At 68.7% G+C, this 23,692-nt stretch carries 26 protein-coding genes and 1 pseudogene; 11 read left to right on the top strand and 16 right to left on the bottom strand.

Annotated elements, in window-relative coordinates:
* Both AC1RSI_RS11260 and AC1RSI_RS11255 read right to left on the bottom strand, forming a co-directional pair.
* Positions 1-480 (bottom strand): annotated as a pseudogene (locus AC1RSI_RS11260) (hypothetical protein); the annotation flags it as partial.
* Between the two features lie 64 nt (positions 481-544).
* Positions 545-802 carry a DUF1674 domain-containing protein gene (locus AC1RSI_RS11255; protein WP_447941262.1) on the bottom strand — a complete coding sequence of 86 codons (258 nt, stop codon included), beginning with the start codon at positions 800-802 and terminating at the stop codon, positions 545-547.
* A 94-nt stretch (positions 803-896) separates the two neighbouring features.
* Between AC1RSI_RS11255 and htpX the strand changes: the two genes are divergently transcribed.
* Positions 897-1,868, top strand: a complete 972-nt coding sequence (htpX, locus tag AC1RSI_RS11250; RefSeq protein WP_154726921.1) for a zinc metalloprotease HtpX — start codon at positions 897-899, stop codon at positions 1,866-1,868.
* 173 nt (positions 1,869-2,041) lie between these two features.
* Here the strand turns inward: htpX and AC1RSI_RS11245 are convergent, their stop codons facing one another.
* On the bottom strand, positions 2,042-3,217 hold the full coding sequence (locus AC1RSI_RS11245) for an acetyl-CoA C-acetyltransferase (RefSeq protein ID WP_291754843.1): 1,176 nt from the start codon (positions 3,215-3,217) through the stop codon (positions 2,042-2,044).
* Positions 3,218-3,374: 157 nt separating this feature from the next.
* Here AC1RSI_RS11245 and trhA point away from each other — a divergent pair, with 157 nt between their 5' ends.
* From trhA to AC1RSI_RS11230, 3 genes are all read left to right on the top strand, one after another.
* On the top strand, positions 3,375-4,088 hold the full coding sequence (gene trhA / locus AC1RSI_RS11240) for a PAQR family membrane homeostasis protein TrhA (RefSeq protein ID WP_008261552.1): 714 nt from the start codon (positions 3,375-3,377) through the stop codon (positions 4,086-4,088).
* A 103-nt stretch (positions 4,089-4,191) separates the two neighbouring features.
* Complete coding sequence (gene phaR, locus AC1RSI_RS11235) at positions 4,192-4,827, top strand: polyhydroxyalkanoate synthesis repressor PhaR (RefSeq protein WP_008261903.1); 636 nt, start codon at positions 4,192-4,194, stop codon at positions 4,825-4,827.
* Entirely contained in the window at positions 4,824-5,183 is a 360-nt protein-coding gene (locus AC1RSI_RS11230; RefSeq protein ID WP_291754849.1) for a hypothetical protein, read from the top strand. Before phaR ends, AC1RSI_RS11230 begins: the two co-directional genes overlap by 4 nt.
* Positions 5,184-5,407: 224 nt before the next feature.
* Here AC1RSI_RS11230 and AC1RSI_RS11225 read toward each other — a convergent pair whose 3' ends face one another.
* The 3 genes from AC1RSI_RS11225 to AC1RSI_RS11215 form a co-directional block, all read right to left on the bottom strand.
* Positions 5,408-5,830, bottom strand: a complete 423-nt coding sequence (locus tag AC1RSI_RS11225; RefSeq protein ID WP_008259054.1) for a hypothetical protein — start codon at positions 5,828-5,830, stop codon at positions 5,408-5,410.
* Between the two features lie 90 nt (positions 5,831-5,920).
* The gene (locus AC1RSI_RS11220) at positions 5,921-6,835 is read right to left on the bottom strand and encodes a hydroxymethylglutaryl-CoA lyase (protein WP_492322704.1); all 915 of its coding nucleotides are present in this window, start codon (positions 6,833-6,835) and stop codon (positions 5,921-5,923) included.
* Complete coding sequence (locus tag AC1RSI_RS11215) at positions 6,832-8,544, bottom strand: ArnT family glycosyltransferase (RefSeq protein WP_291754858.1); 1,713 nt, start codon at positions 8,542-8,544, stop codon at positions 6,832-6,834. The genes AC1RSI_RS11220 and AC1RSI_RS11215 overlap by 4 nt, the downstream gene beginning before the upstream one ends.
* 76 nt (positions 8,545-8,620) lie before the next feature.
* On the opposite strand from AC1RSI_RS11215, the gene AC1RSI_RS11210 reads away from it, so the two are divergent.
* Positions 8,621-9,358, top strand: coding sequence for a glycosyltransferase family 2 protein (locus AC1RSI_RS11210; RefSeq protein ID WP_008260933.1), 738 nt, complete (start codon positions 8,621-8,623; stop codon positions 9,356-9,358).
* 697 nt (positions 9,359-10,055) lie between these two features.
* On the opposite strand, the gene groL is transcribed toward AC1RSI_RS11210, so the two are convergent.
* Positions 10,056-11,699, bottom strand: a complete 1,644-nt coding sequence (gene groL / locus AC1RSI_RS11205; protein WP_008264422.1) for a chaperonin GroEL — start codon at positions 11,697-11,699, stop codon at positions 10,056-10,058.
* Between the two features lie 53 nt (positions 11,700-11,752).
* Complete coding sequence (gene groES, locus AC1RSI_RS11200) at positions 11,753-12,040, bottom strand: co-chaperone GroES (RefSeq protein ID WP_021698725.1); 288 nt, start codon at positions 12,038-12,040, stop codon at positions 11,753-11,755.
* Between the two features lie 303 nt (positions 12,041-12,343).
* On the opposite strand from groES, the gene AC1RSI_RS11195 reads away from it, so the two are divergent.
* The gene (locus tag AC1RSI_RS11195) at positions 12,344-12,781 is read left to right on the top strand and encodes a hypothetical protein (protein WP_291754517.1); all 438 of its coding nucleotides are present in this window, start codon (positions 12,344-12,346) and stop codon (positions 12,779-12,781) included.
* Positions 12,782-12,827: 46 nt separating this feature from the next.
* Here AC1RSI_RS11195 and zigA read toward each other — a convergent pair whose 3' ends face one another.
* Positions 12,828-14,048, bottom strand: a complete 1,221-nt coding sequence (gene zigA, locus AC1RSI_RS11190) for a zinc metallochaperone GTPase ZigA (protein ID WP_291754519.1) — start codon at positions 14,046-14,048, stop codon at positions 12,828-12,830.
* Between the two features lie 96 nt (positions 14,049-14,144).
* Between zigA and AC1RSI_RS11185 the strand changes: the two genes are divergently transcribed.
* Positions 14,145-14,714 (top strand): DUF1826 domain-containing protein, encoded by a 570-nt coding sequence (locus AC1RSI_RS11185; RefSeq protein WP_291754521.1) that lies wholly within the window; start codon positions 14,145-14,147, stop codon positions 14,712-14,714.
* Positions 14,715-14,717: 3 nt separating this feature from the next.
* Here the strand turns inward: AC1RSI_RS11185 and pgi are convergent, their stop codons facing one another.
* Positions 14,718-16,325 (bottom strand): glucose-6-phosphate isomerase, encoded by a 1,608-nt coding sequence (gene pgi, locus AC1RSI_RS11180; RefSeq protein ID WP_492322602.1) that lies wholly within the window; start codon positions 16,323-16,325, stop codon positions 14,718-14,720.
* A gap of 101 nt (positions 16,326-16,426) precedes the next feature.
* Between pgi and AC1RSI_RS11175 the strand changes: the two genes are divergently transcribed.
* Entirely contained in the window at positions 16,427-16,903 is a 477-nt protein-coding gene (locus AC1RSI_RS11175; protein WP_154726373.1) for a hypothetical protein, read from the top strand.
* A 26-nt stretch (positions 16,904-16,929) separates the two neighbouring features.
* On the opposite strand, the gene AC1RSI_RS11170 is transcribed toward AC1RSI_RS11175, so the two are convergent.
* The 3 genes from AC1RSI_RS11170 to AC1RSI_RS11160 form a co-directional block, all read right to left on the bottom strand.
* Positions 16,930-19,140, bottom strand: a complete 2,211-nt coding sequence (locus tag AC1RSI_RS11170; RefSeq protein ID WP_492322601.1) for a protein-disulfide reductase DsbD family protein — start codon at positions 19,138-19,140, stop codon at positions 16,930-16,932.
* A 55-nt stretch (positions 19,141-19,195) separates the two neighbouring features.
* Complete coding sequence (locus AC1RSI_RS11165) at positions 19,196-19,642, bottom strand: OmpA family protein (RefSeq protein ID WP_492322600.1); 447 nt, start codon at positions 19,640-19,642, stop codon at positions 19,196-19,198.
* Positions 19,643-19,765: 123 nt separating this feature from the next.
* Entirely contained in the window at positions 19,766-20,107 is a 342-nt protein-coding gene (locus AC1RSI_RS11160) for a YMGG-like glycine zipper-containing protein (RefSeq protein WP_008263428.1), read from the bottom strand.
* A 140-nt stretch (positions 20,108-20,247) separates the two neighbouring features.
* Here AC1RSI_RS11160 and AC1RSI_RS11155 point away from each other — a divergent pair, with 140 nt between their 5' ends.
* The 3 genes from AC1RSI_RS11155 to AC1RSI_RS11145 are packed head-to-tail and all read left to right on the top strand — an operon-like array spanning position 20,248 to position 22,451.
* Entirely contained in the window at positions 20,248-20,598 is a 351-nt protein-coding gene (locus AC1RSI_RS11155) for a hypothetical protein (protein WP_154726374.1), read from the top strand.
* Positions 20,599-20,643: 45 nt separating this feature from the next.
* Positions 20,644-21,600: a diacylglycerol/lipid kinase family protein gene (locus AC1RSI_RS11150; RefSeq protein WP_291754270.1), complete on the top strand. Its 957-nt coding sequence runs from the start codon at positions 20,644-20,646 to the stop codon at positions 21,598-21,600.
* Entirely contained in the window at positions 21,600-22,451 is an 852-nt protein-coding gene (locus tag AC1RSI_RS11145) for a metallophosphoesterase family protein (RefSeq protein WP_008258642.1), read from the top strand. Before AC1RSI_RS11150 ends, AC1RSI_RS11145 begins: the two co-directional genes overlap by 1 nt.
* Before the next feature lie 93 nt (positions 22,452-22,544).
* On the opposite strand, the gene AC1RSI_RS11140 is transcribed toward AC1RSI_RS11145, so the two are convergent.
* From AC1RSI_RS11140 to AC1RSI_RS11130, 3 genes are all read right to left on the bottom strand, one after another.
* Entirely contained in the window at positions 22,545-22,724 is a 180-nt protein-coding gene (locus AC1RSI_RS11140) for a DUF1328 domain-containing protein (protein WP_008262305.1), read from the bottom strand.
* Between the two features lie 110 nt (positions 22,725-22,834).
* Positions 22,835-23,248 carry a hypothetical protein gene (locus AC1RSI_RS11135; protein WP_008262661.1) on the bottom strand — a complete coding sequence of 138 codons (414 nt, stop codon included), beginning with the start codon at positions 23,246-23,248 and terminating at the stop codon, positions 22,835-22,837.
* Complete coding sequence (locus AC1RSI_RS11130; protein ID WP_008260669.1) at positions 23,248-23,592, bottom strand: glycine zipper domain-containing protein; 345 nt, start codon at positions 23,590-23,592, stop codon at positions 23,248-23,250. The genes AC1RSI_RS11135 and AC1RSI_RS11130 overlap by 1 nt, the downstream gene beginning before the upstream one ends.
* Positions 23,593-23,692: the final 100 nt, after the last annotated feature.

Genomic DNA, 23,692 nt, shown 5'->3' with positions numbered 1-23,692 from the left:
GACAGATGGCAGCATCCGACTACGTGTCAGAAATTCCCGAAAATCACTCTTGCGCTGAAGGGGGCGTCCACAGATGGGATAGCCGACCGGGGCGCTGACCGGGGCCGGGCCGACGAAGTTCACGGGCGGGCCGGGAATATAGCCGCCCGAATATCCGCCGTCGGCGTAACCGCCGCCGCCGACATAGGTCACGCCGCCGCCGCTGCCGCCGCGGCTGAAGCTGGACGAATGGGAATAGGCGCGGGCGTTGACGGCGGAATAGGAAGCGGCGCCGGCATGGGCCGAGGCGTTGGCCCCGGCATTCACGTTCACATTGACGTTGCTGTTGTGGCCGCCGCCGTAATGACCCCCGCCCCCGTGTCCGCCGCCGCAGCTTCCACAGCCGCCGCCATGGCCGCCAGACGGCCCACCGGCGAGGGCGGGAGCGGCGGAAAGCAGAAGGGCCGCCGACGCGGCCGCGATCGTGGACTGTATCGTCACGGGACAGACTCCTCTGAATTGTCTCCGTTCAGGCAAGTCCCGCGCCCCGCGGATTTGCACCGCGTCAGAAGTCGATGGCCAGGCCCTTCTTCTCCCAATCGCCGTAACGGGTGGGTTCGGGACCGCTCGGCCCGCCGTGTTCCGGGTCGGTCTGGGCGACCTGTTCGGCCGCGCGACGATCAGCCGCTTCCAGCAGGGCGCGGCGCGCGACGTCGCTCAGCGGCTTCTCCGGCGTCGCATGGGGGATTTCGGCGTTGAAAACAGGCGCGTTTTCATTGTCGGGCGAGGGGGGGGGGGCCTCGGGGGTGGGATGTTCGGTCACAGGTCGGCTCCCTTGAGGGCGGCGTCTCATGGCCTCAAATAGTCGATTGAAGCCGCGACGCCAGAAAAACCGGATGATCGCGGATGGAACGACGATGAACCATCTGAAGACCTTCATCCTTCTGGCCGCCTTGACCGCCCTGTTCGGAGGTGTGGGTTATCTGATCGGCGGCGCGACGGGCATGGCCGTGGCCCTGGTGTTCGCCGGCGGCATGAACCTGTTCAGCTACTGGAACGCCGACAAGATTGTGCTGAAGATGTACCGGGCCCAGCCGGTCGACGAGCAACATCCGAACGCGGTGGTGCGCAACTATGTCGCCGACGTGCGCCAGATGGCCCGCGACGCCGGCCTGCCCCAGCCCCAGGTCGCCATCATCCCCAGCGACCAGCCCAACGCCTTCGCCACCGGCCGCAATCCGGAACGGGCCGCCGTCTGCGCCACCACCGGCCTGCTGGACATGCTGACGCGCGAGGAGGTGCGCGGGGTGATGGCGCACGAACTGGCCCATGTAAAGAACCGCGACACCCTGATCATGACGGTGACCGCCACCATCGCCGGCGCCATCGCCGCCCTGGCCAATTTCGCGCTGTTCTTCGGCGGCGGCGAGGACCGCGAGCGACCGGGCGGCGTCATCGGAACCCTGGCCCTGATGATCCTGGCGCCCATGGCCGCCGGCCTGGTGCAGATGGCTATCAGCCGCGGCCGCGAATACGAGGCCGACCGTATCGGCGCCGAGATCGCCGGCGACCCCCAGGCCCTGGCCTCGGCCCTGCAGAAGATCGACGCCTACGCCAAGCGGATCCACAATCCGACCGCCGAACGCAATCCGGCCTCGGGCCAGATGTTCATCATCAACCCCTTGGCCGGACGCGGCGCCGACAACCTGTTCTCGACCCATCCGGCCACGGTCAACCGGGTGCGCGCCCTGGCGGAGCTGGGCGCCATGATGGGGGTGCGTCCTCGTGCGGCTGCGACGCCGCCCGCCTCGGCGGTTCCTGTCACGCCACGTCGCGCGACCACAGGCGTGCCGACCACGCCGATCGAGCCGCGCGGCCCCTGGGGCTGAACGCGGCGTTTTGACCCGTCTTTGCCGTGTACGCTCGGCGCGGGATCCATTCAGACGGAGGCCTGACCAATCAGGGTGCATGTCGCGTCTGCGCTCGGCGCGTGAACCCCGACCGTCAAGTCCCGTCACACTTGGGACCGGCCCGAGGGCGACGGATCAAAGGAGAGGGCGGCTCAGCTCCGCTCCACGCACATGGCCACGCCCATGCCGCCGCCGATGCACAGGGTCGCCAGGCCCTTTTTCGCGCCCGACCGCTTCATCTCGAACAGGAGGGTGGTCAGGATGCGGGCGCCCGAGGCGCCGATGGGATGGCCGATGGCGATGGCGCCGCCGTTGACGTTGACCTTGGCCGGGTCGAGACCCAGCTCCTTGACCACGCACAGGCTCTGGGCGGCGAAGGCCTCGTTGGATTCCACCAGATCCAGGTCGGCGACGGTCCAGCCGGCCTTTTCCAGCGCCTTCTTCGAGGCGGGGATCGGCCCCGTGCCCATGATCGCCGGATCGACCCCGGCCGTGGCGGATGAGACGATGCGGGCCAGGGGCTCCAGGCCGCGGGCCTTCGCCTCATCGGCGCTCATCAGCACCAGGGCGGCGGCGCCGTCGTTCAGGCCCGACGCGTTGGCGGCGGTGACGCTGCCCGCCTTGGCGAAGGCCGGCCGCAGTTTCTGCATCAGCTCGATGGTCGCGCCGTGGCGGATGTATTCGTCCTTGTCGACGACGACGTCGCCCTTCTTGCCGGGAATGACGACCGGAACGATCTCGGCGTCGAACCGACCTGCGTTTTGCGCCGCCTCGGCCTTGTTCTGGCTGGCGAGGGCGAATTCGTCCTGGGCTTCACGGGTGATGGCCCAATTGTCGGCGATGTTCTCGGCCGTCTGGCCCATGTGGTAGCCGTTGAAGGCGTCCCACAGCCCGTCCTTGATCATGGTGTCGATCAGGGCGACGTCGCCCATCTTGTGCCCGGCCCGAAGCTGCTGGGCGTGCGGCGCCTGGCTCATGCTCTCCTGGCCGCCGGCGACGATGATCTTCGCATCGCCCAGCGCGATCTGCTGTGCGGCGATGGCGACGGCGCGCAGGCCCGAGCCGCAGATCTGGTTCAGGCTCCAGGCCGGCGCCGCCTGGCGCACCCCGGCGCCGACGGCGGCCTGACGGGCCGGGCCCTGTCCGGCGGCGGCCTGCAGCACATGGCCCAGGATCACCTCATCGACCTCTTCGCCCGACACGCCCGCCCGTTCCAGCGCCGCCCGAATGGCGACCTCGCCCAGTTTCGACGCCGGCAGCGCGGACAGGGCCCCCAGGAAGGACCCGACGGGCGTGCGGGCGGCGGAGACGATGACGACCTCGGTCATGGGATTTCAGTCGATGCGGAATAATGAGTTGCCGTTTTGCCGCATCCCGGCGGCTTCGTCACCTGTGGCCGAAACAGACCGCCGCAGATTCAGTCATTCGTCACCCTGTCGGCGCATTCTGGAGGAACGATACGGACGATCCCGGATTTGATTGGCCATGCTCCGCACGCTGAAACGCTTCGCCGCCCACGTCTGCACGCCGGACGAGCTGGACATGATCGAGCACTACCAGACGCGTGCCGAAAGACTGGCGGACCTCTGGGTCCATGTCGTCGGTCTGATGCTGGCGGCGGTCGGGGGCGTCATCCTGGCCGGTCTGGCGGGAGTCTACGCCGGAATCGGCGGGGTCATGGCCACGGCCATCTACGCCCTGTGTCTGGTCGGCATGCTGACCGCCTCGACGATTTACAACTGGACCAAGCCCTGCGCCGCGCGACCTGTGCTGCGACGGCTCGACGAGGCCGCCATCTTCCTGATGATCGCCGGCAGTTATACGCCCTTCACCACCCAGAGATTCGAAGGCCTGTGGTCGGTCGGTTTCACCGCCCTGATCTGGACCTTGGCCTTCGTCGGCGCCGGGGTGAAACTGTTCGCGCCACGCATTTCCGACAAGTTCTGGAGCGGCGTCTATGTGGTGTTCGGCTGGCTGGCCGTGGCCGCCCTCAAGCCCATGGTCGAGACGGTCCATCCAGTCGCCCTGGCTCTGCTGGTGATCGGCGGTCTGATCTATACCGCCGGGGTCCTGGTCTTCATCAGCCCCAAGGTGCGTTTCCGCCGCGCCATCTGGCACGGTTTCGTCGTCACCGGCGCCACGGTCCACTGGACGGCGGTTCTGGTGGGCGTCGTCCTGGCTCCCGCGATGAGCCACTAGGATATCCGTCCGATCCCTGCGTGTTCAGGCCGCCGAATCCCCCCTCTGGCGCATCGCGTCGCAACGGAGGATAGTGACGCGTTGCAACATCGCGAGAACAAGCGTGGCTGACGAAAAGATCAAGGGTGGAAAACACGGCGACGGCGCCCAGGTCGTCATCAAGAAGTATGCGAACCGCAGGCTCTATAATACGCGGACCAGCGCCTATGTGACGCTGGAGGACCTGGCCGCCATGGTGCGCGAAGGCACCGAGTTCGTCGTCTATGACGCCAAGACCAATGACGACCTGACCCGTCAGATTCTGACCCAGATCATCTTTGAAGAAGAAAGCCGGGGCGAAGCCCTGTTGCCGGTGCAGTTCCTGCGCCAGCTGATCGGATTTTACGGCGGCTCCATGCAGGGGGTTCTGCCCTCCTACCTGGAGATGTCGCTGGCCAATTTCGGCCGCCAGCAGGAACAGTTCGCCAGTCAGATGAGCCGGGCCTTCGGCACGGGATCGGGCGCGACCCTGATGGAGGAGGCGGCCAAGGCGAACATGGCCATGTTCGAACGGGCCATGCAGATGTTCCCCGCCTTCGGCTATTCCCGGACCGAGTCCCAAACGGCGTCTCAGGCGGCGCCGACGGAAACCGGAGACGGGGCTCCGGCGGCGCCCGACGCCCTGGACGAGATGCGTCGCCAGATGGACGAGATGCGCGCCCAGATCGATCGTCTGGCGGGCGGGTCGAAGGCGAAATGACCGAGCGCATAGGAGCGGTCGGCGGGCCTGAGCGGATCGATCGCCGCGAAGGGGAGCGCCGGGAACGCGAGCGGCGGGCCGATCAGGAGAGGTCTCGCGCCCTGGTTCCGATCGAACCCGCCGAGCCCGAGTTCAAGCCCGAAACCGCCCCGGCAAGACCTGCCGTCCATGTGGCGGCCGACCCCGGCGCGGCGGCCTTTGTGGCCCAGCAGATGGGGCAGCGCGGCCAGAAGCGCGGTCTGCGCGGCGGCCCGCCCGTGCTGGGCGCGGCCCGCGCCGCCTATATGGGCGCCGAATATTCCGGCGAGGCGGAGCGGCGTCCTCCCGTGGGCCGGGCGGCCAAGACCGACATCTGACCGCCGCCGGGGCTGAGCGGCACGGGGTTTGCTGGGACGGGGCCAGAACGCCTCTTTTCGGACCAGCCCATGCCCGCCCTTCATCTCGCCGCCAAGGTTTTCGACGTCGCCGTCGTCGCCCTGATCTTCACGGCTTTTTCTTAGGGGCCTATCGCCCTGTCGGGCTGCTTGAGGCCGCACGGGCCCCATCCCTCTGTCGGGCGGCCTGAGGCCTGATCAAGCCGTCAGTTCCCGAGGTCGAAGTCCTTGCGGGACGAGATGATGGTGACGATGAAACCCGCCAGCACATCCAGCAGGATCATCACCACGATCAGGAAGAAGGTCGAGGTGGCGAAGCCGCGGATCAGCAGGAACTCGACCAGAACGACGATGAACAGAACCATCGACAGGGCGTGATTGACGATGGCGACCTTCTGGCTGGAGGTCGACTTGATCAGCTCGAAGAACAGCAGGATCAGGCCCAGGAACAGGATCAGGTCGCCCGAGCCGATATTCCACTGGGCGCCGGACGCCATCGGGATCGAGAACATCGGATCGCGCAGAATGGCGTCGGCCTGGGCCATGCCCATGTCGCCCGGCGCGCCGAACAGCACGACGATATTGTACAGGATCACCGGGATCAGCAGCAGGGGTATGGCGATCAGCATGGCGGTCCTCCCCGGCGCAACGGCTGCGCTTGTTAAGCTTGATTAACTCTATTTGACCGGTTTCGCCACGTCGGAGGTGCGACGGCGCCCTCAGGGTCGGGGAAAGCCGCCTGCGCGGCTGAGGGCGGACGGGGTCGGGCGGCCGAGGGCCTCGCCGATCCAGCGGGCCGTGGCGATCAGGGCGTCCAGATCATAGCCGGTCTCGAATCCGCCGCGCGCCAGCATATAGACCAGGTCCTCGGTGGCGATATTGCCCGTCGCCCCGGGCGCGAAGGGACAGCCGCCGATGCCGCCGACCGAGGCGTCCAGAACGTCGATCCCGGCCTCGACCCCGGCGTAGGCGTTGGCCAGGCCGGTGTTGCGGGTGTCGTGGAAATGCAGGCGCAGCACAGCGTCGGGCGCGGCCTTGCGGGCGGCCTCGACCTTGCGCGTCACGGCCCAGGGATCGCCGGCGCCGATGGTGTCGGCCAGGCCGATCTCCGCCACGCCCAGGTCCGCCAGGGCCCCGACCATGTCCGTCACCTGATCCACCGAGACCTCGCCCTCGAACGGACAGCCCCAGACGCACGAGATCATGGCCGACAGGGACGGGGCGCCGTCCGACGCCGCCGCATTGTGTCGGCGGGCGACGATCTCGCCCAGCATGGCCAACTGGTCCTTGACCGACAGGCCCTGGTTCTTCAGGCCGAAGCCGTCGGTGGCGGCGACCGAGACATTGACCTCGTCCACCCCCGTCGCCAGCGCCCGGTCATAGCCCTTGCCGTTCAGGACCAGGCCGATGCGGCTGCGGCCCGCCGCGTGCGGCAGGGCGGCCATGACGGCTTCGGCGCCGGCCATCTGCGGCACATATTTGGGATGGACGAAGGAGACGGCCTCGATCCGGCGCGCGCCGGCCGCCTCCAGCCGCCGCACCAGATCGACGCGGACGGCGGGGTCCAGCACGGTTTTCTCGTTCTGCAGCCCGTCGCGGGGGCCGACCTCGACGATCTGGATGAACCGGCTCATGGGGCTTCGCCTACGCCATCGCCTACGCCATCGCCTGCGTCATCGCCTGTTCCGGGCCGGGGCGGCGGCGCATAGACGGTCAGGGTCATCTCGTCCCCGCCCGAATAGTTGTAGCCCCGCACCACCCCGACGGCGCGGCCCGAAACGCCCAATCGGCCGGCGGCGTCGCGGAAGGCGTCGGCGTCGCGCCCTTCGACGATGGCGGGCCGCCCTTCGGCCAGGGCGCGGGCGGCGCCCTCGGCGTCGGTCAGCTCGGTGTCTCGTCCGGTCAGGAAGACGAAACTGGGCTCATGGAAGGTGGTGATGGCCACCGGCCCGGGGGTGCGGCCCTGGCGCGGATGCAGGTCGGCGGCCTCCAGCGTCTTCTCCAGCTGGGGCGCGATGGCCAGGGGGCGCAGCTGGCGGATGGTCCCGGCCAGGGCGCCATGGGCCACGATGCCGAAGGCCAGGGACGCGACCAGGGCCGCGACCGGGGCCCGGTTCAGCAGCAGGAAGGCGCCCACGGCGGCTGCGGCCAGGGTGGTGACCACGGTCAGGGCGGCCCAGGTCTGGGCCGTCGAGGTGCCGTAGACCGTCAGTCCATAGACGGTGACGCCGATGATCAGCAGGGCGGCGAACAGGGCCAGAACGGCGCCGGTGATGCGCGACACCTTGCCGATGGGCCGCGCCAGGGCGGCGGCGGCCAACAGGGCCAGCGCCCCGAAGGTCGGCAGGGTGTAGTGCCACAGCTTGGTCGGGGCCAGTTCGAACATCAGCCAGCCGGGAACCAGCCAGCAGACCAGGAAGCGGATGGCCGGCTCGGCCCGCCGGCTCCAGCCGGTCGAGACGGCCGCCGGAAGCAGCAGGGTCGAGGGGAAGAAGAGCAGGGGGGCCAGCAGCAGATACAGGCCGGGGAAGCCCGAATGGCTTTCGTGGGCGCCGGCGATCTTGGGGGCCAGGTCGCCGCCGATAGCCTCGCGCCAGAAGCCGCCGTCGGTGGCTATGGTGATGGCGATGGCCCAGGGTCCGACCATCAGGGCGACCAGGGGCAGGCCCCAGCCCCAGCCGAGGTGCGCCAGCCATTTGATGTTCCGGTCCCAGATCGACAGGGCGATGACGGCCAGGGCGATGACGAGAAGCCCGATCGGCCCCTTGATCAGGATCGACAGGCCGACCCCGATCCAGAACAGCAGCTTGTGCGGCCGGATCGGCCGTTCTCCGGCCCGTGTCGCCATATAGATCCGCGCCAGGGCCGCCATGGCCAGGGTGGTGGCGCCGCACAGCATGGCGTCGGTCTTGGCGATGCCCGCCTCGGTCGACAGCAGGAAGGTGGCCCCCATGATCGCGCCGCCGAAGAAGCCGACGCGGGCGCCCAACAGGGCCGACCCGGCCCAGGCCACGGCCCAGGCGGCCAGCATGGCCCCCAGCAGCGACGGAATCCGGTAAGGGGCGATGTCGCGATCCTCGACGTCCGAGGTCAGGGCGACGGCGGCGGCCTGCATCCAGTAGATGCCGACCGGCTTCTTCCAGCGTGGTTCGTCCTGGAAGCGGATGTCGACATAGTCGCCGCTCTCCAGCATCTGGGCCGTGGCCTGGGCGAAGCGGCTCTCGTCCCGGTCCAGTGGCGGCAGCAGCAGCAGGCCGGGCAGGCCGGCGATCAGCGTCAGCAGGGCCGCCAGGAGCGGACCCTTCCAGCCGGCGATGCGGCGATCCAGATCGAAAGTCTTCATGAGAGACTCCTTACACGGCGACCGGCCCGTCGTCAGCCGTCTCCCCTAAGCCGTCGATCTCGTCTATGGAGCGGCCATGACCGCCGAACACAATCCTGCGCCTCTGATCTCCGTCGTCGTGCCCGTCCATGACGAGGCGGGCGCCGCCGTCCCCCTGGCCCGCGAGATCGCGGCCGCCTTCGCCGGCCGATCCTATGAGATGATCTTCGTCGACGACGCCTCCAGGGACGCGACCCTGTCGGAGCTGAGGGCCGCCATGGCCGAACTGCCGGCCCTGCGGGTCCTGTCCCACGGGACCAATGCGGGCCAGAGCCGGGCGGTCCGCACCGGGGTGCTGGCCGCCCGCGCCCCCGTGGTCGTCACCATGGACGGCGACGGCCAGAACCCCCCGGCCGACGCCCCGCGCCTGGTCGACGCTCTGCTGGCCGCGCCGGCCGATGTGGGCCTGGTCGGCGGCCGGCGCGCCAAGCGCCAGGACAGCCAGGCCAAGCGCCAGGCCTCGATCTGGGCCAACCGCATCCGCCGCCGCCTGCTGGGCGACGACGCCGACGACACCGGCTGCGGCCTGAAGGCCTTCCGCCGCGACGTCTTCCTGCGCCTTCCCTATTTCGATCACATCCATCGCTATCTGCCGGCCCTGATGATCCGCGAGGGGTTCCGCAACCAGTATCTCGACGTCGACCACCGCCACCGCGAGACGGGCCAGTCGAAATACACCAACTGGGGCCGTCTGCGGGCCTCCTTCTCGGACCTGCTGGGCGTCATGTGGCTGAAGACCCGCTCGCGCCGTCCGGGCGCGATTTCGGAATTCTGACACGGCGAAACGCTCCGTCCCTTGGGCGGAGTTGGAGGCCCTTTGGAAGCGGAGGGCTGGGCGGGGCGCCGGGCCTTCGCCCGGAGTATGATCTAGAAATACCGTTTCGACGAAGGTTTGACGCCCCGCGCGGAAGGTTGGCCTGCAAGCTCGGGGCGCCGAGCGGTGGCGGTCTTATCGCCTAACCCCATAAGCCTGCGACGGGTCGGCGGTCCCTGCGAAGAACCGTCCCGAGTGCGGCCGAGTATCCCCCTCGACCCTCCGGCGACGTCCTGAGGCGCCGCCGGCGCGGGGGAGTTGCACCCCCGCTCCCGTTCCATCCGCTCCCGCCGCCGCAAGGTCGCAGGCCTTACGAGCCCTCCAAGCAACGAGACCGGGGAGGATTATAGGGGGCGGGGAAACCCTGGCGGGAAAGTCGGGGCGAGAAACTGACAAGCCCTTGGAAACGTTACGGCACGACCAGCGTCATTGTGACAGTTGGGGCCGTTCGGGCCCCCTCCGTCTCGCCGGCTTCGCCGGCGATCCACCTCCCCCAGGGGGGGAGGAATGGGATGACGGAGATCCTCCCCCCTTGGGGGAGGTGGCGCGGCGCAAAGCGCCGTGACGGAGGGGGCGCGTCACCCCTCGCCGTCGCAAACAAAAAGGGCGGGACCCTGCGGTCCCGCCCTTCTGCATTCTCAGCCGGGTTGGCTTGGACTTAGAAGTCCATGCCGCCCATGCCGCCCATTCCACCCATGTCGGGGGCCGAGGAGCCGCCCTTCTTGGGGGCGTCGGCGACGGCGGCTTCGGTCGTGATCAGGATCGAGGCCACCGAGGCGGCGTCGGTCAGGGCGGTGCGAACCACCTTGGCCGGGTCGATCACGCCCATGGCGACCAGGTCGCCGTACTCTTCCGTCTGGGCGTTGAAGCCGTAGGTGGCGGAGCTGTTTTCCAGCACCTTGCCCACGACGATCGAGCCTTCGACGCCGGCGTTTTCCACGATCTGACGGATCGGGGCCTGGATGGCGCGACGGATGATGGCGATGCCGGCGGTCTGGTCGGCGTTGTCGCCGGTCAGGCCGTCAAGCGCCTTGGTCGCCTTCAGCAGGGCGATGCCGCCGCCCGGGACGATGCCTTCTTCAACGGCTGCACGCGTGGCGTTCAGGGCGTCGTCGACGCGGTCCTTCTTTTCCTTCACTTCGACTTCGGTCGAGCCGCCGACGCGGATGACGGCGACGCCGCCGGCCAGCTTGGCCAGACGTTCCTGCAGCTTTTCCTTGTCGTAGTCCGAGGTGGTGTCCTCGATCTGGCGCTTGATCTGGCCGATGCGGGCCTCGATCTCTTCCTTGCCGCCGACGCCGTCCACGATGGTGGTGTCGTCCTTGGTGATCGTGACCTTCTTGGCCTTGCCGAGCATGTCGATCGTGACGTTCTCAAGCTTGATGCCCAGGTCCTCCGAGATGACCTGGCCGCCGGTCAGGATGGCGATGTCTTCCAGCATGGCCTTGCGGCGATCGCCGAAGCCCGGAGCCTTGACGGCGGCGACGCGCAGGCCGCCCCGCAGCTTGTTGACCACCAGGGTGGCCAGGGCCTCGCCTTCGATGTCCTCGGCGATGATCACCAGCGGACGGCCCGATTGCACGACGGCTTCCAGGATCGGCAGCATGGCCTGCAGCGACGACAGCTTCTTCTCGAACAGCAGGATCAGAGGCTCTTCGAGTTGAACCTCCATCTTGTCGGCGTTGGTGATGAAGTAAGGGCTCAGGTAGCCGCGGTCGAACTGCATGCCTTCGACGACGTCCAGCTCGGTCTCGGCGGTCTTGGCTTCTTCAACCGTGATGACGCCTTCGTTGCCGACCTTGGCCATGGCCTTGGCGATCATTTCGCCGACTTCAGCGTCGCCGTTGGCCGAGATGGTGCCGACCTGGGCGATCTCGGAGTTGTTCTCGACCTTCTTGGCCGAGGCCTTGATGTCGGCGAGGACAGCGGTGACGGCCTTGTCGATGCCGCGCTTCAGATCCATCGGGTTCATGCCGGCGGCGACGGCCTTGAGGCCTTCCTGCACGATCGATTGCGCCAGGACGGTCGCGGTGGTGGTGCCGTCGCCCGCCTTGTCGTTCGTCTTCGAAGCGACTTCGCGGATCATCTGGGCGCCCATGTTCTCGAAGGCGTCTTCCAGCTCGATCTCTTTGGCGACCGAGACGCCGTCCTTGGTCGAGCGCGGGGCGCCGAAGGACTTCTGGATCACGACGTTGCGGCCCTTGGGACCCAGGGTCACCTTGACGGCGTTGGCGAGCACGTTGACGCCGCGCAGCATCTTGTCGCGCGCGTCGGTGTTGAACTGTACGATTTTAGCGGCCATGCGGGCAGCTCCTATCTAGATGGATTGATTGAAGAAACGCGAACGTCGGGTGCTTAGGACAGCACGCCCAGGACGTCGGATTCCTTCATGATGATCAGGTCGTCGCCGTCGATCTTCACTTCCGTGCCCGACCACTTGCCGAACAGGATGCGGTCGCCGGCCTTCAGTTCCAGGGCGTTGACCTTGCCGCTGTCGTCGCGGGCGCCGGGGCCGACGGAGACGACTTCGCCTTCCTGCGGCTTTTCCTTGGCGGTGTCGGGGATGATGATCCCGCCCTTGGTCTTGGATTCTTCTTCAACGCGCTTGACCAGCACGCGGTCGCCGAGCGGACGAAACGCCATCGGTTCTCTCCTTATGTACCCCCGGACGGGGGCGACTTGAAAACGGTGGGCCAGCCTCCCCTCGATCACCGCTTTGGCAGCCGACCGATGAGAGTGCTAACGCGAGCGGGAGTTAGTCAGAGCCAAGGCCAGCGTCAAGGCGACCCGCCCCATCGGGCGTGCGAAACTTCCGCGACAGGTGAACCCCAAATGAACGGCCGGCTCCGGGCCTGTTCAAGCGGGGACTGGCAGAACCGTCTCAACGCTGGAGCCCGTCCACATCCGGACGCGCGAAACCCGGCCCGAAAATAAAAGGAGACGACCATGTCCAAGATGCTGAAGATCACCGCCGTCGTCGCCGCTCCGGTCGTGGCCATGACCCTGATGGCCGCCCCTGCCTCGGCCCAGTCCTACCGCGACCGTGATCGCGGGGAAGACAACTCCGCCCGCAACGCCTTGATCGGCGCCGCGGTGGGCGGCCTGGCCGGCGCCCTCTACGGCAACGGCGACGGCAGCTATATCGCCGGCGGCGCCCTGGCCGGCGCAGCCCTGGGCGCCGTGGCGTCCAATCGCGGCTCGGGCTGCGAATATTATCGCGGCGGCCAGTGCTACCGGAACCAGGGCCACTGGGAACGCGAGCACGGCATCAACAGCCGCGACCCGCGCTGGGAGCAGCGCCACGACTATCGCGACTATCGTCGGGACCAGCGTTATGACCGCCGGGATGATCGCCGCGACTACCGCTACGACCGCCGCTGGTAGGCGACGGATCCGATGAAGAAGGGCGTCCTGCGGGGCGCCCTTTTTGTTAAGCCGCGTCCTGGCGCGCGCCCCAGTGCGGGAAGGGATCCTCCAGCCTGGACCAGCCCTTGGGCCCGCGCTCCATCTCGAACCGGGTCAGCAGGGCGGCGTCGAACATCGAGGTCAGCAGGTCGCGGTTCATGTCCTTGCCGATCAGGACGATCTCCTGACGGCGGTCGCCATAGGGCTGACGCCAGACCGCCTCGATCGCCTTCAGCCATTCGGGATTGTCGTCGGGCCAGCGATCGCGCGGGGCCGAGGCCCACCACAGGCCGCCCCATTCGTGTTCCGTCACCGCCCCGGCCTGGCTCCAGGACCCGACATAATCCATCCGGCTGGCCAGCCAGAAGAAGCCCTTGGAGCGCCAGACGCCGGGCCATTCGCGGTTCAGCAGGTCGTGGAAGCGCCGGGGGTGGAACGGTCTGCGCGCCCGATAGACGAAGGTGGAGACGCCGTATTCCTCGGTCTCGGGCGTCACCTCGCCGCGCAGGGCCTGGGACCAGCCGGCGGCCTGTTCCGCCTGCTCCATGTCGAACAGGCCCGTGCCGATGACCTGGTCCAGAGGCACGACGCCGCGCACCGCCTCGAGGATCCGGGCGCGGGGATTGAACTGGGTCATCATCGCCTTCAGCGTTCCGAGTTGCACAGCGTCGAGCAGGTCGCACTTGTTCAGCACGATGACGTCGGCGAACTCGATCTGGTCGATCAGCAGATTGGCGACCGTGCGCTCGTCATCCTCGCCCAGGTGTTCACCGCGCGCCTTCAGGCTGTCGGTGGAGGGATAGTCGCGGTGGAAGTTGAAGGCGTCCACCACCGTGACCATGGTGTCGATCCGGGCCAGGTCCGACAGGCTGAAGCCGTCCTCGTCGCGGAAGTCGAAGGTGGCGGCGACCGGCATGGGTTCGGAGATCCCCGTCGATTCGATCAGCAGACAGTCGAACCGACCCTCGCGCGCCAGCTTGCCGACCTCGATCAGCAGATCCTCGCGCAGGGTGCAGCAGATACAGCCGTTGGACATCTCCACCAGCCGTTCCTCGGTCCGCGACAGGTCCGCCCCGCCGCCGTCCCGCACCAGGGCCGCGTCGATGTTCACCTCGCTCATGTCATTGACGATCACCGCCACCCGCAGACCGTCGCGATTGGCCAAGATGTGGTTGAGCAGGGTCGTCTTGCCGGCCCCGAGGAAGCCGGACAGGACGGTGACGGGCAGTTTCTTGAACTCGGACACGAAGGCGCTCCACGGATGCTGCGCCGAGCTTGACCACAGCCGGGCGATTGTGAGAGTTACGTTATAGTATAACACACACAATCAGCAAGGTTCTCCATGGCGGTCGGCTCAGTCGTCCAGGGGCTTGCGCCCACGGTCTTCACCACCCTGTTCGAGCCGCAGGTGCGGATGGCAATCTGGTCGCGGCCCAGCCCCATGCCGCCCGACGCCCCGCCCCCGGCCGACTTCACCGCCGAGTGCGACGGGCGCTGGATCGCCCTATCGGGTGCGGCGCCCGAGTGGTTTCTCCAGGATATCGAAAGATTGGCGGAGATCGTGGCGGCGATCAGCGGATGCGAGGCCTGGCGCGCGCGTTGCGAGACCGTGACCCGGCGCGCCTGCCCTCGGTTCCACCAGGACGCGGTCCCGGTGCGCCTGATCGTCGCCTATGAGGGGCCGGGGCCGGAATGGGCCTTCGCCGGCGAGATCGGCGAGGATCTGGACGGGCGCAAGCTAGGCACGCGCCGCCGGGTCCGCACCCTTCACCCCGGCGATGTCGCCGTCATGAAGGGCACGGCGCCGGGCTGGGAGGCCTGGCCGGAGTTTCCGGTGGTTCTGCACCGCTCGCCGCCGGCCGGGAGACGATCCCCCCGGCGTGTCTTGACGATCGACGCCGCGCCGGCGTGAGCCTCAGCCCATCAACCGCGTCATCAGGCCCGCCGTCGAGGGGTCCAGATCGGCGGACGGGCCGCCGGCGTGGACATCCTTCAGGATCGCCTTGGCCAGGACCTTGCCCAGTTCGACGCCCCATTGGTCGAAGCTGTTGATGTCCCAGATCACGCCCTCGACGAAGGTCTTGTGCTCATAGAGGGCCAGCAGGGCGCCGAGGGTCTCGGGCGTCAGACGGTCCATAACGATGGCGGTCGAGGGACGGTTGCCGGTGAAGGTGCGATGGGTCGCCAGACGGGCGGCCTCTTCCTCCGACAGACCCTGGGCCAGGCCTTCCGCCTTCGCGGCTTCGGTCGTCTTGCCCAGCATCAGGGCCTGCCCCTGGGCCAGGGCGTTGGACCAGAGCGGCGATTCCGGCGCGTCGGCATGGGTTTTGGCGACGATCACGAACTCGGCCGGGACGATCTGCGGGCCCTGGTGGATCTGCTGGAAGAAGGCGTGCTGGCCGTTGGTGCCCGGCTCGCCGAACACCACCGGGCAGGTCTGGCGCGTGACGGGGGTTCCGTCGCGATGCACCCGCTTGCCGTTCGACTCCATCTCCAGCTGCTGCAGGAAGGACGGCAGGCGGCGCAGGGCGTGGGCGTAGGGGGCGACGGTGCGGGCGGGCCGGTTCAGGCCGTCGACGTTGAACACCTGGGCCAGGGCCAGCAGGATCGGGGCGTTCCGCTCCAGCGGGGCCGAGACGAAATGATCGTCCATGGCCGCGGCCCCGGCCAGCATGGCCTCGAACACATCCCAGCCCAGGGCGATGCCGCACGACAGGCTGACCGCCGACCATAGCGAATAGCGGCCGCCGACCCAGTCGCGGAAGGCGAAGGTGCGGCCGCAGCCGAAGGCCGCCGCCTTGTCCGGCGCCGCCGTCACGCCGATGAAGTGTTTGGTCATGCCTTCGGCCGGCAGGGCCGCGGTCAGCCAGGCCTTGGCGGCCTCGGCGTTGGCCAGGGTTTCCTGGGTGGTGAAGGTCTTGGACACGACCACGACCAGGGTGGTTTCGGGGTCCAGGCCGGTCAGGGCCTCGGCCATGTCGCGCGGATCGATATTGGCGACGAAGCGCAGGTCGATGGCGGGGTCCAGCGGGCGCAGGGCGTCCCAGACCACGCGCGGTCCCAGGTCTGACCCGCCGATGCCGACATGGACGATGGCCTCGAACTTGCGCCCTGTGGCTCCCGCCTCGGCGCCCGAGCGCACGGCGTCGGCATAGGTCTTCATGTCGGCGCGCACGGCGTCCACCTCGGCCGAGACCGGCTCGCCCAGGGCCTTGAAGTCGGCGCCGGCCGGGGCGCGCAGGGCCGGGTGCAGCACGGCCCGGCCCTCGGTCAGATTGACGGCCTCGCCGGCGAACAGGGCGGCGCGACGGCCCTCGACGTCGCTGGCGCGGGCCAGATCCAGACAGGCCTCGAAGCCGGCCTTGGTCCAGCTCTGTTTCGACAGGTCCAGATAAAGCCCCGCCGCCTCGACCGACATCCGCGCCAGCCGGTCGGGATCGGCGGCGAACTGCTGGTCGATACGGGTCGCGCCGGCCTCGGCGGCCGTGCGGTCGAAGGTCGTCCAGGCGTCGTCACGGGTCATCGGTCGTCCTCTGGGAGAGAGAAGAAGGTAAACACTCGTTTACGGGTCGGGCGTATGTCGGTTCAACGTCCTAGCCGACGCTGAAACAGGAAGTCACCCTCATGTCCTGCGGCCTTGCTCTCACGATCGCCCTGGCCCTGTCCAATCCCGCCGTGGCCCTGGCGGCCGAACAGCCCCCTGCGGCGGTCGGGGCGCCGGTGTCGGTGGCGACCGAGCCCCTGTTCGCCGACATCGTCGCCCGGTCCGGCGCGCTGAAGGCTCTGGTCGACGGCTGGGCGGCGGCCAAGGCGGCGGATCAGGCGGACTTCTTCACCAGCCAGGCCTTCACCGGCTTCAAGGCCCAGGCCGAACAGCTGGCCGCGCTCGACATGCAGGGCCACCTGATCCTGAAGGAACGCGGCACGGACGGCGATCTGAAATGCATCCTGCGCGGCATTTCCGAGGACATGCCAAAAAAGGTCCAGGCGGTTCAGGCGGCGGCCACGCCCGCCGACCGCGCCGTCGCCCTGTCGGAACTGTCCTATCTGCTGAACGACAATGTCGAGGTCATCACCGCCCCGCCGCAGCCGGAGGTCTAGGCTTCCTCGTCACCCGGCGAAGGCCGTCACGCCCCCTTCAGAGCCTCGATGACCACGCCTTCGGTCAACAGTTGCGGCAGGATGCGGGGCTCGCCGCCGTTCGCCGGATAGAGCAGATACAGGGGCACGCCCGAGCGGCCGTGACGCTCCAGTTCGCGGGTGATGGCGTCGTCACGGCGGGTCCAGTCGCCGACCAGATAGACGGCGTTCGTCGCCTTCAGGGCCTCGGCGACGCGGGGCGAGGACAGGGCGGCGCGCTCGTTGATCTTGCAGGTCACGCACCAGTCAGCCGTGAAATTGACCAGGACCGGACGGCCTTCGGCCTGGGCGGCGCGGACGGATTCGGCGGACCAGGGCGCGGAGGCCAGGGGACCGGACTGGGCGACCGAGGCCGCCCCCAGAACCGGCGCGTGACCGGCGATCACGGCCAGGACCAGGGCGGCCCCGAGCGCGATCAGGCTGGATCCGCCGGACAGGCGGGCGGATCGGCCCAGGACGCGCTGGGCCTGGGTCAGGCCGAACAGCCACAGGGCGAAGGCGGTGGTCAGGGCGGCCGCCATCAGCAGGGCCAGTCCCTCCGCGCCGGTCTGACGCGAGAAGACCCAGACCAGCCACAGGGCCGCGCCGTACATGGGGAAGGCCAGCAGGCCCTTCAGCCGATCCATCCATGGGCCGGGCCGGGGCAGGCGCCGCAGCAGGCCGGGCGACAGGCTGACGGCCAGATAGGGCAGGCCCAGGCCCAGGCCCAGCATCAGGAAGATCAGAAACGCCGCCGGCCAGGGCATGAGCAGGGCCGCGCCCAGGGCCGCGGCCATGAAGGGGGCGGTGCAGGGGGCGGCGACGACCACGGCCAGAACCCCGGTGAAGAAGGCGCCCGCGCCGCCCGGCAGGCGCGACAGGGGACCGGCGCCCGCGTCCTGAAGTCCGGCGCCGACATGGAAGACGCCCGACAGGTTCAGCCCCACCGCCAGCATCAGCAGGGCCAGGCCTGCGATCACCGTCGGCGACTGAAGCTGGAAGCCCCAGCCGACGGCCTCGCCCCCGGCGCGCAGGGCCAGCAGGACGCCGGCCAGGACCAGGAAGGTCGCCAGAACCCCGGCCAGGAACAACAGGCCGTCGCGCCGCGCCTCGCGCGGCTGATGGGCCGAGGCGGCCAGGGCGGCGGCCTTCATGGCCAGAATGGGAAAGACGCAGGGCATCAGGTTCAGGATCAGGCCGCCGATCAGGGCGAACAGGGCCGATTGCAGGATCAGGCCCAGGTTGAGCCGGGTTCCGGCGCTGGGGGTCTCGACCTCGCCGGACAGGGCCTTGCCGCCGGTGGTTCCGGCCAGGACCGCGCCGGGCTGGGCCGTGATCTCCCAGGCGCCGACGTCGGTGGCCAGGACGCCCGAGATCGGACCGTTCAGACCCTTGGCCGTCAGGTCGCCGCCGGGGGTCAGGGTCAGGCTCAGCCCGTTCGGGCCGCTCTGGCCCGACTGGGGGGCGGCGTGGTCGATGATCCCGCCCTCGAACGGATAGAAATAGGCCCGGCTCAGGCCCGCGCCGGCCGTCAGGTCCGCCAGGGGGCCGCCCGTCGCCGACAGGGTCAGGACGCCGTTCTGCAGGGTGGCGCGGGCGTCCAGACCCGCCGGTCGCGGCGCGGCCTCCAGCACGGCCTGGATGGCGGCGCCGTGGTCGGGATCCAGCGGCGGGGCCCCTTCGCGGATCGGCAGGTCCAGACGCAGACTCATCTGCACCGGCACGCACATCTGGTCGCTGCACACCAGGAACAGGGCGTCGACGGTCAGGGGCAGGGTGGTTCCCGGCCGGGCCGAGGCCGGAACCTCGATCGGGACGGGCAGATAGACCTCGCCGGAATAGCCGTAGTTGACCAGGCTCATCAGCCGCTGGCGCGTGGGCAAGGGCCAGACGATCTCGCCGGCCTTGACCCCGGCCGGCAGACGCCAGTCCAGGGTGGTCGGCCCTCCGGAATCGCCGGGATTGCGCCAATAGGTGTGCCAGCCGGGCGCGATGGTCTGATGCACCGCCACCACGACGGTCGACCCCGGCGCGGCCCAGCGCGACAGGGGAACCAGTTCCGCCTCGATATTGTCGGCCCGTCGCGGACCGGGCGGCACGGCCGCCGCCGCCTCGGCCGGACGGCTGACCGGCTGGGCTTCGGCGACGGACGGAACGCCCGGCAGGACGGACAGGCCGAGGCAAAACAGCAGGGCGTACAGGAAGGCGGTCGGGCGCATGACCTGCTTCTAGGCCCTGCGACCCGCTCTGTCAGCGTGTCCGATCAGCCGAGTTTCAGCGGCGCGGGTGGGCGTCCACGACCACTTCGGTGCGGCGGCGCAGGGGTTCGGCCGCCCCGCCCGCCGTGGTCGCGCCCGCGTCCCCTGCGGCGCCCACGTCGAACACCGGCGACGGCAGGCCCGCCGCGTTCAGGGCCTGGGCCACGGTCCGCGCGCGGCGTTGCGACAGGCTCAGATTGGCCTCGCTCGCTCCGGTCGCGTCCGCCAGACCCAGCACCTGGATGCTGCGCACGTCGCAGGTCCGCAGCACGCCCGCCGCCGCATCGATGGCCTGGTCGGCCGCATCGGTCAGCCGCGCCTCGTTCTCGCGGAAATAGATGTCGAACCGCACCGGCATGCACAGGGAACCGCTGGTCACGATCTGATCCCGCCGCATCGGCGTCGCACAGGCCCCCACCGCCAGCAGCCCGCCAGCCAGAGCCAGAATTGTTATCGTTTTCATGACTATCCCCTGTGTCACACCATCGTCCTGCGCACGAAAAAGGCGGCCCGTCCACGACGAACCGCCCTTCCCGAAACTCAAACCGGTCTCGAACCGGACCAGGGCCCGGTTCGAAGTCACGGCTCAATAACGGCGTTGGCCGTTATCCCAGTAGCACTCGTCCTGGCGGTTGTCGTAGCAGTAGTAGGTGCGGCCTTGGCTGTCGCGGTAGCGCTGCTGGTTGTTGCGGTCCTGGCTCGAACCGCGGATCGCGCCGGCTGCGCCGCCCAGGGCGCCGCCGATCAGGGCGCCGGTGGCTGCGTTGCCGCCGCCGACATTGTTGCCGATGACGGCGCCGGCGACAGCGCCGAGGCCGGCGCCGATGGCGCCCTGGCGCACGGTCTGGTTCGAGTTGCCGTAAGGGTCGCTCGCGCAGGCCGAAGCCAAAAGACCGGCGCCGGCGATCGCGATGATGGCCTTGTTCATGATGAAATCCTCTATCCTGGGTTCGCCCCGAAGGCGATAACGCTGGAGTACGGCTCCGGTTCCCCTGTCTATCGTCGTTCTGTCGAAACGACTATGCTTAACCGGCGTGGGTCAGCCTGCGCAGTCCTTGGGGGGAAATGATGCGGTTTTCTGATGTGACGCGCGCCACGGCCGGCGCTGAAGGCCCGATCTGGGCGCGCAGCAAGAAGCGCAAGGCCTCGGCCGCGCCGCTGGTCAATCTGCTTGTGACCCTGCTGGCCCTGATCGGCGCCCTGACCCTGGTCTTGTCCATCAAGGAAGGATCGGTCCAGGCGGCGGGCCGGATGATGGACGGCTGGATCATGACCGGCTGGACCGGGGCGCAGAGACTGGCGGGACGCGCCCCGGAAGCCGCAGAGGTCGCGGCCGACAAGGCGGGTCAGGCGACCGAAAGAACCGGCGACGCCCTGAAGGCCGGCGCCTCGACCGCCCGCGACGAACTGAAGCAATAGTCACGCTTGTCGGGAACAGGCGGGCCGCCTGAACGTTCGGCGGCCATGACCGACACCCTGAGTTCAGAACCCGACGCCGACGCCGGCGAGCCGCGCGACGAGGCCGCGCGTCGTCTCACGCCCCATGCGTCGCTGGGCCGGGCGGTGATGCTGGTCAATCCCTTGTCCGGCAGCGTGGGGCCGCGCGCCGCGGCGGAGGCCGAGGCGATCCTGGCGGACTATGACCTGCAAACCCAGGTCGTGGTGCTGGAAGCCGGCAATTTCGATCAGGCCATCGCCGACGCCTTCGCCGCCGCGCCGGACGTGATCTTCGTCCTGGCCGGCGACGGCACGGCGCGGTCGGTGGCGGCGAAGGCCAGGCCGAATGGTCCGATGATCGCCCCCCTGCCGGGCGGCACGATGAACATGCTGCCCAGGGCCCTGTACGGCACGGCCGACTGGAAGCTGGCCCTGCGCCGCGCCCTGGAGGAGGGCGAGCCCCAATCGGTGTCCGGCGGCGAGGTGTCGGGGGAATATTTCTACTGCGCCGCCATCCTGGGCTCGCCGGCCCTGTGGGCGCCGGCGCGCGAGGCGATGCGGACCGGCAAGGTGAGACTGGCCTGGGCCTATGCGCGGCGGGCGTTGAAGCGGGCCTTCACCGGTCGGTTGAGGTTCAGTCTGGACGGCGGCCCCCGGCGTCGGGCCGAGGCTCTGGTGCTGATCAGCCCGATGATCTCCAAGGCCATGGAAGAGCCGGACGGGCTGGAAGCCGCGGCGATGGACCCGTCCGACGCCAGCCAGGCCTTCCGCCTGGCCGCCAACGCCCTGTTCAGCGACTGGCGCCACGATCCCGCCGTCTCGACCCGCCCGGCCAAGCGGATCGACGTCCGGGCGCGCTCCAAGATTCCCGCCGTGATAGACGGAGAGCCCGTCCTGTTGAAATCCGAGGCCACCGTGCGATTCATTCCCAAGGCGTTCCGCGCCCTTGCGCCCCGGCCCCCTGCGGCCGAGGACAGTCTCTGATGGGGCGTGTTCTCCAGTTTTCGGACGTTCATTTCGGATGCGAGCACAAGGGGGCGGTGGCGGCGGCGCTGGAATACGCCCACGCCACGCCCAATGATCTGGTTCTGATCACCGGCGACATCACCCAGAAGGGCTATCCGGTCGAATTCCGGGCGGCGGGGGAATGGATGCGGGCCATGCCGGAGCCGCGCTTCGTCATCGTCGGCAATCACGACGTCCCCTACTGGAGCCCGGTCGCCCGCCTGTTCCATCCATGGCGCGCCTTCGAGACGGCGACGGGTTTCCCCGCCCATGACGGTCAGTTCTGCAACGACACGGTGATGGTGCGGGGCGTCGTCACGGCGCGCGGCTGGCAGGCGCGGCCCAACTGGTCCAAGGGGGTCATCGATCTGGACCAGACCCGGCGTGCGGCCGAGGCCCTGCGTCAGGCGCCGATCGGGGCGTTGCGCATCCTGGCCTGTCATCATCCCCTGGTCGAGATGATCGGCACGCCGATGACCGGCGACGTCAAGCGCGGCGACGAGGCGGCCCTGATCTTCGCCGAGGCCGGGGTGGATCTGATCATGACGGGCCATGTCCATGTGCCTTTCGCCCTGCCCATCGATCTGGCGGACCGCTGCTCCTACGCCGTCGGGTGCGGGACCCTGTCGCACCGCGAGCGGGGCTCGCCGCCGGGCTTCAATCAGGTGGACTGGGACGCCAGGACCATTACGGTCACGGCCCTGGCCTGGGACGGGCGGGGCTACAGCCCGCATCAGGTCTGGCGGCTGCCGCGTCGTCAGGACACCCGCAAGGCCGCGACCGCGCCCAGCCCGAACAGGCCGGGCGAGCTGGAGAAGGCGGCGGTCTGAGCCGTCGCGTCTCTATTCCCGGGTGACGCCGCAAATAGAAAAGGGGCCGGAACTCGCGTTCCGGCCCTTCTGCATTTCGCCGGAGCGGCAGCCCTATAATCGAGGGGCGCCGCGTCCGCGAAGTCCGCCGGCCACGAGGGCGATGACGAACAGGATGATGGCGATCACGGCGATGAATTTGGCGATCTCGAACGAGAAGTTCGCGATGCCGCCGAAGCCGAGAACGGCTGCGATCAAGGCCACGACCAGGAAGATAATTGCCCAGCGAATCATGGGTTTAGCTCTCCTGCGTTGATGTTTCCGACGGCGGCCTTGCAGCCGTTCGTCCCGTCGGAAGATCAACGGTCCCGGACGCAGGGCGTTCCGTGGCCTTCGCAGAATCCTCAGCGCCGACGGCGCCTTTTGGCGTAGCCGCCCTGATCCATCTTTCGCTCGGCCACCATGCTGGCGACGATCGCGGCCAGGGCCGGATTGCGCAGCAACAGGAAGGCCGCGCCCAGTCCGCCGACCGCGCCGATGATCGGGCGTTCGCGAACGATGTGGATCAGCTTGCCGATCAGACCGTCCGGCGCATCCTCCTCGTCCTCCTCGTCGTGACTTTCGCCCTTCAGGAAGACGAGTGCGACGACCAGGGCGACCAGGGCGAACAGGGCGAAGGTGATGGCCGAGGCGCCCAGGGGCGTCGTGACCAGGCTGATGGCGTGGAAGATGGCGACGCCGAGAAACACCACGGCCAGAAAGACGCTCGCGGCGGCCACGCTGGTCGCCACGATGCGTTTGACGATGCCCTTGAACATCAGCGGCGACGGCCGGCCAGAAGCAGGCCGAGCACCACGCCGACGCCGAGGGCGATGGCGGTCGATTGGACCGGACGTTCCTGCACCCGCTCGACGATATAGCGCTGGGCCTCGTCCAGGCGTTCGGCGGCGTCGTCGTAATATTCGCGGCCGCGCACCCGGGCGGTGTCGTAATAGCCGCGCGCCTGGTCGCGCACTTCCTCGCTCTTGGCCCGCAGCTTGGCCTCGGCCTCCTCGGCCTTTTCGCGCAGACGCTGGGTTTCTTCGCGGGCGCCGATCTTCAGATCCTCCTTGAGGGTCTTCAGGTCGGCCTTGATGTCTTCTCTAGCCTTGGTGGTGGCCATGGTGCGCGCTCCGGTTTCAAGCTTGGCAATAGAATAGGGGACCCCGTTTCGGAACGCTACACCCGGCGCGAGGTTCCCTTCGCCCACCCGTGATCCCCGG

The organism is Brevundimonas sp. GW821-FHT10E09, assembly GCF_058809375.1.
This window is presented reverse-complemented; position numbering and strand designations above follow the sequence as displayed.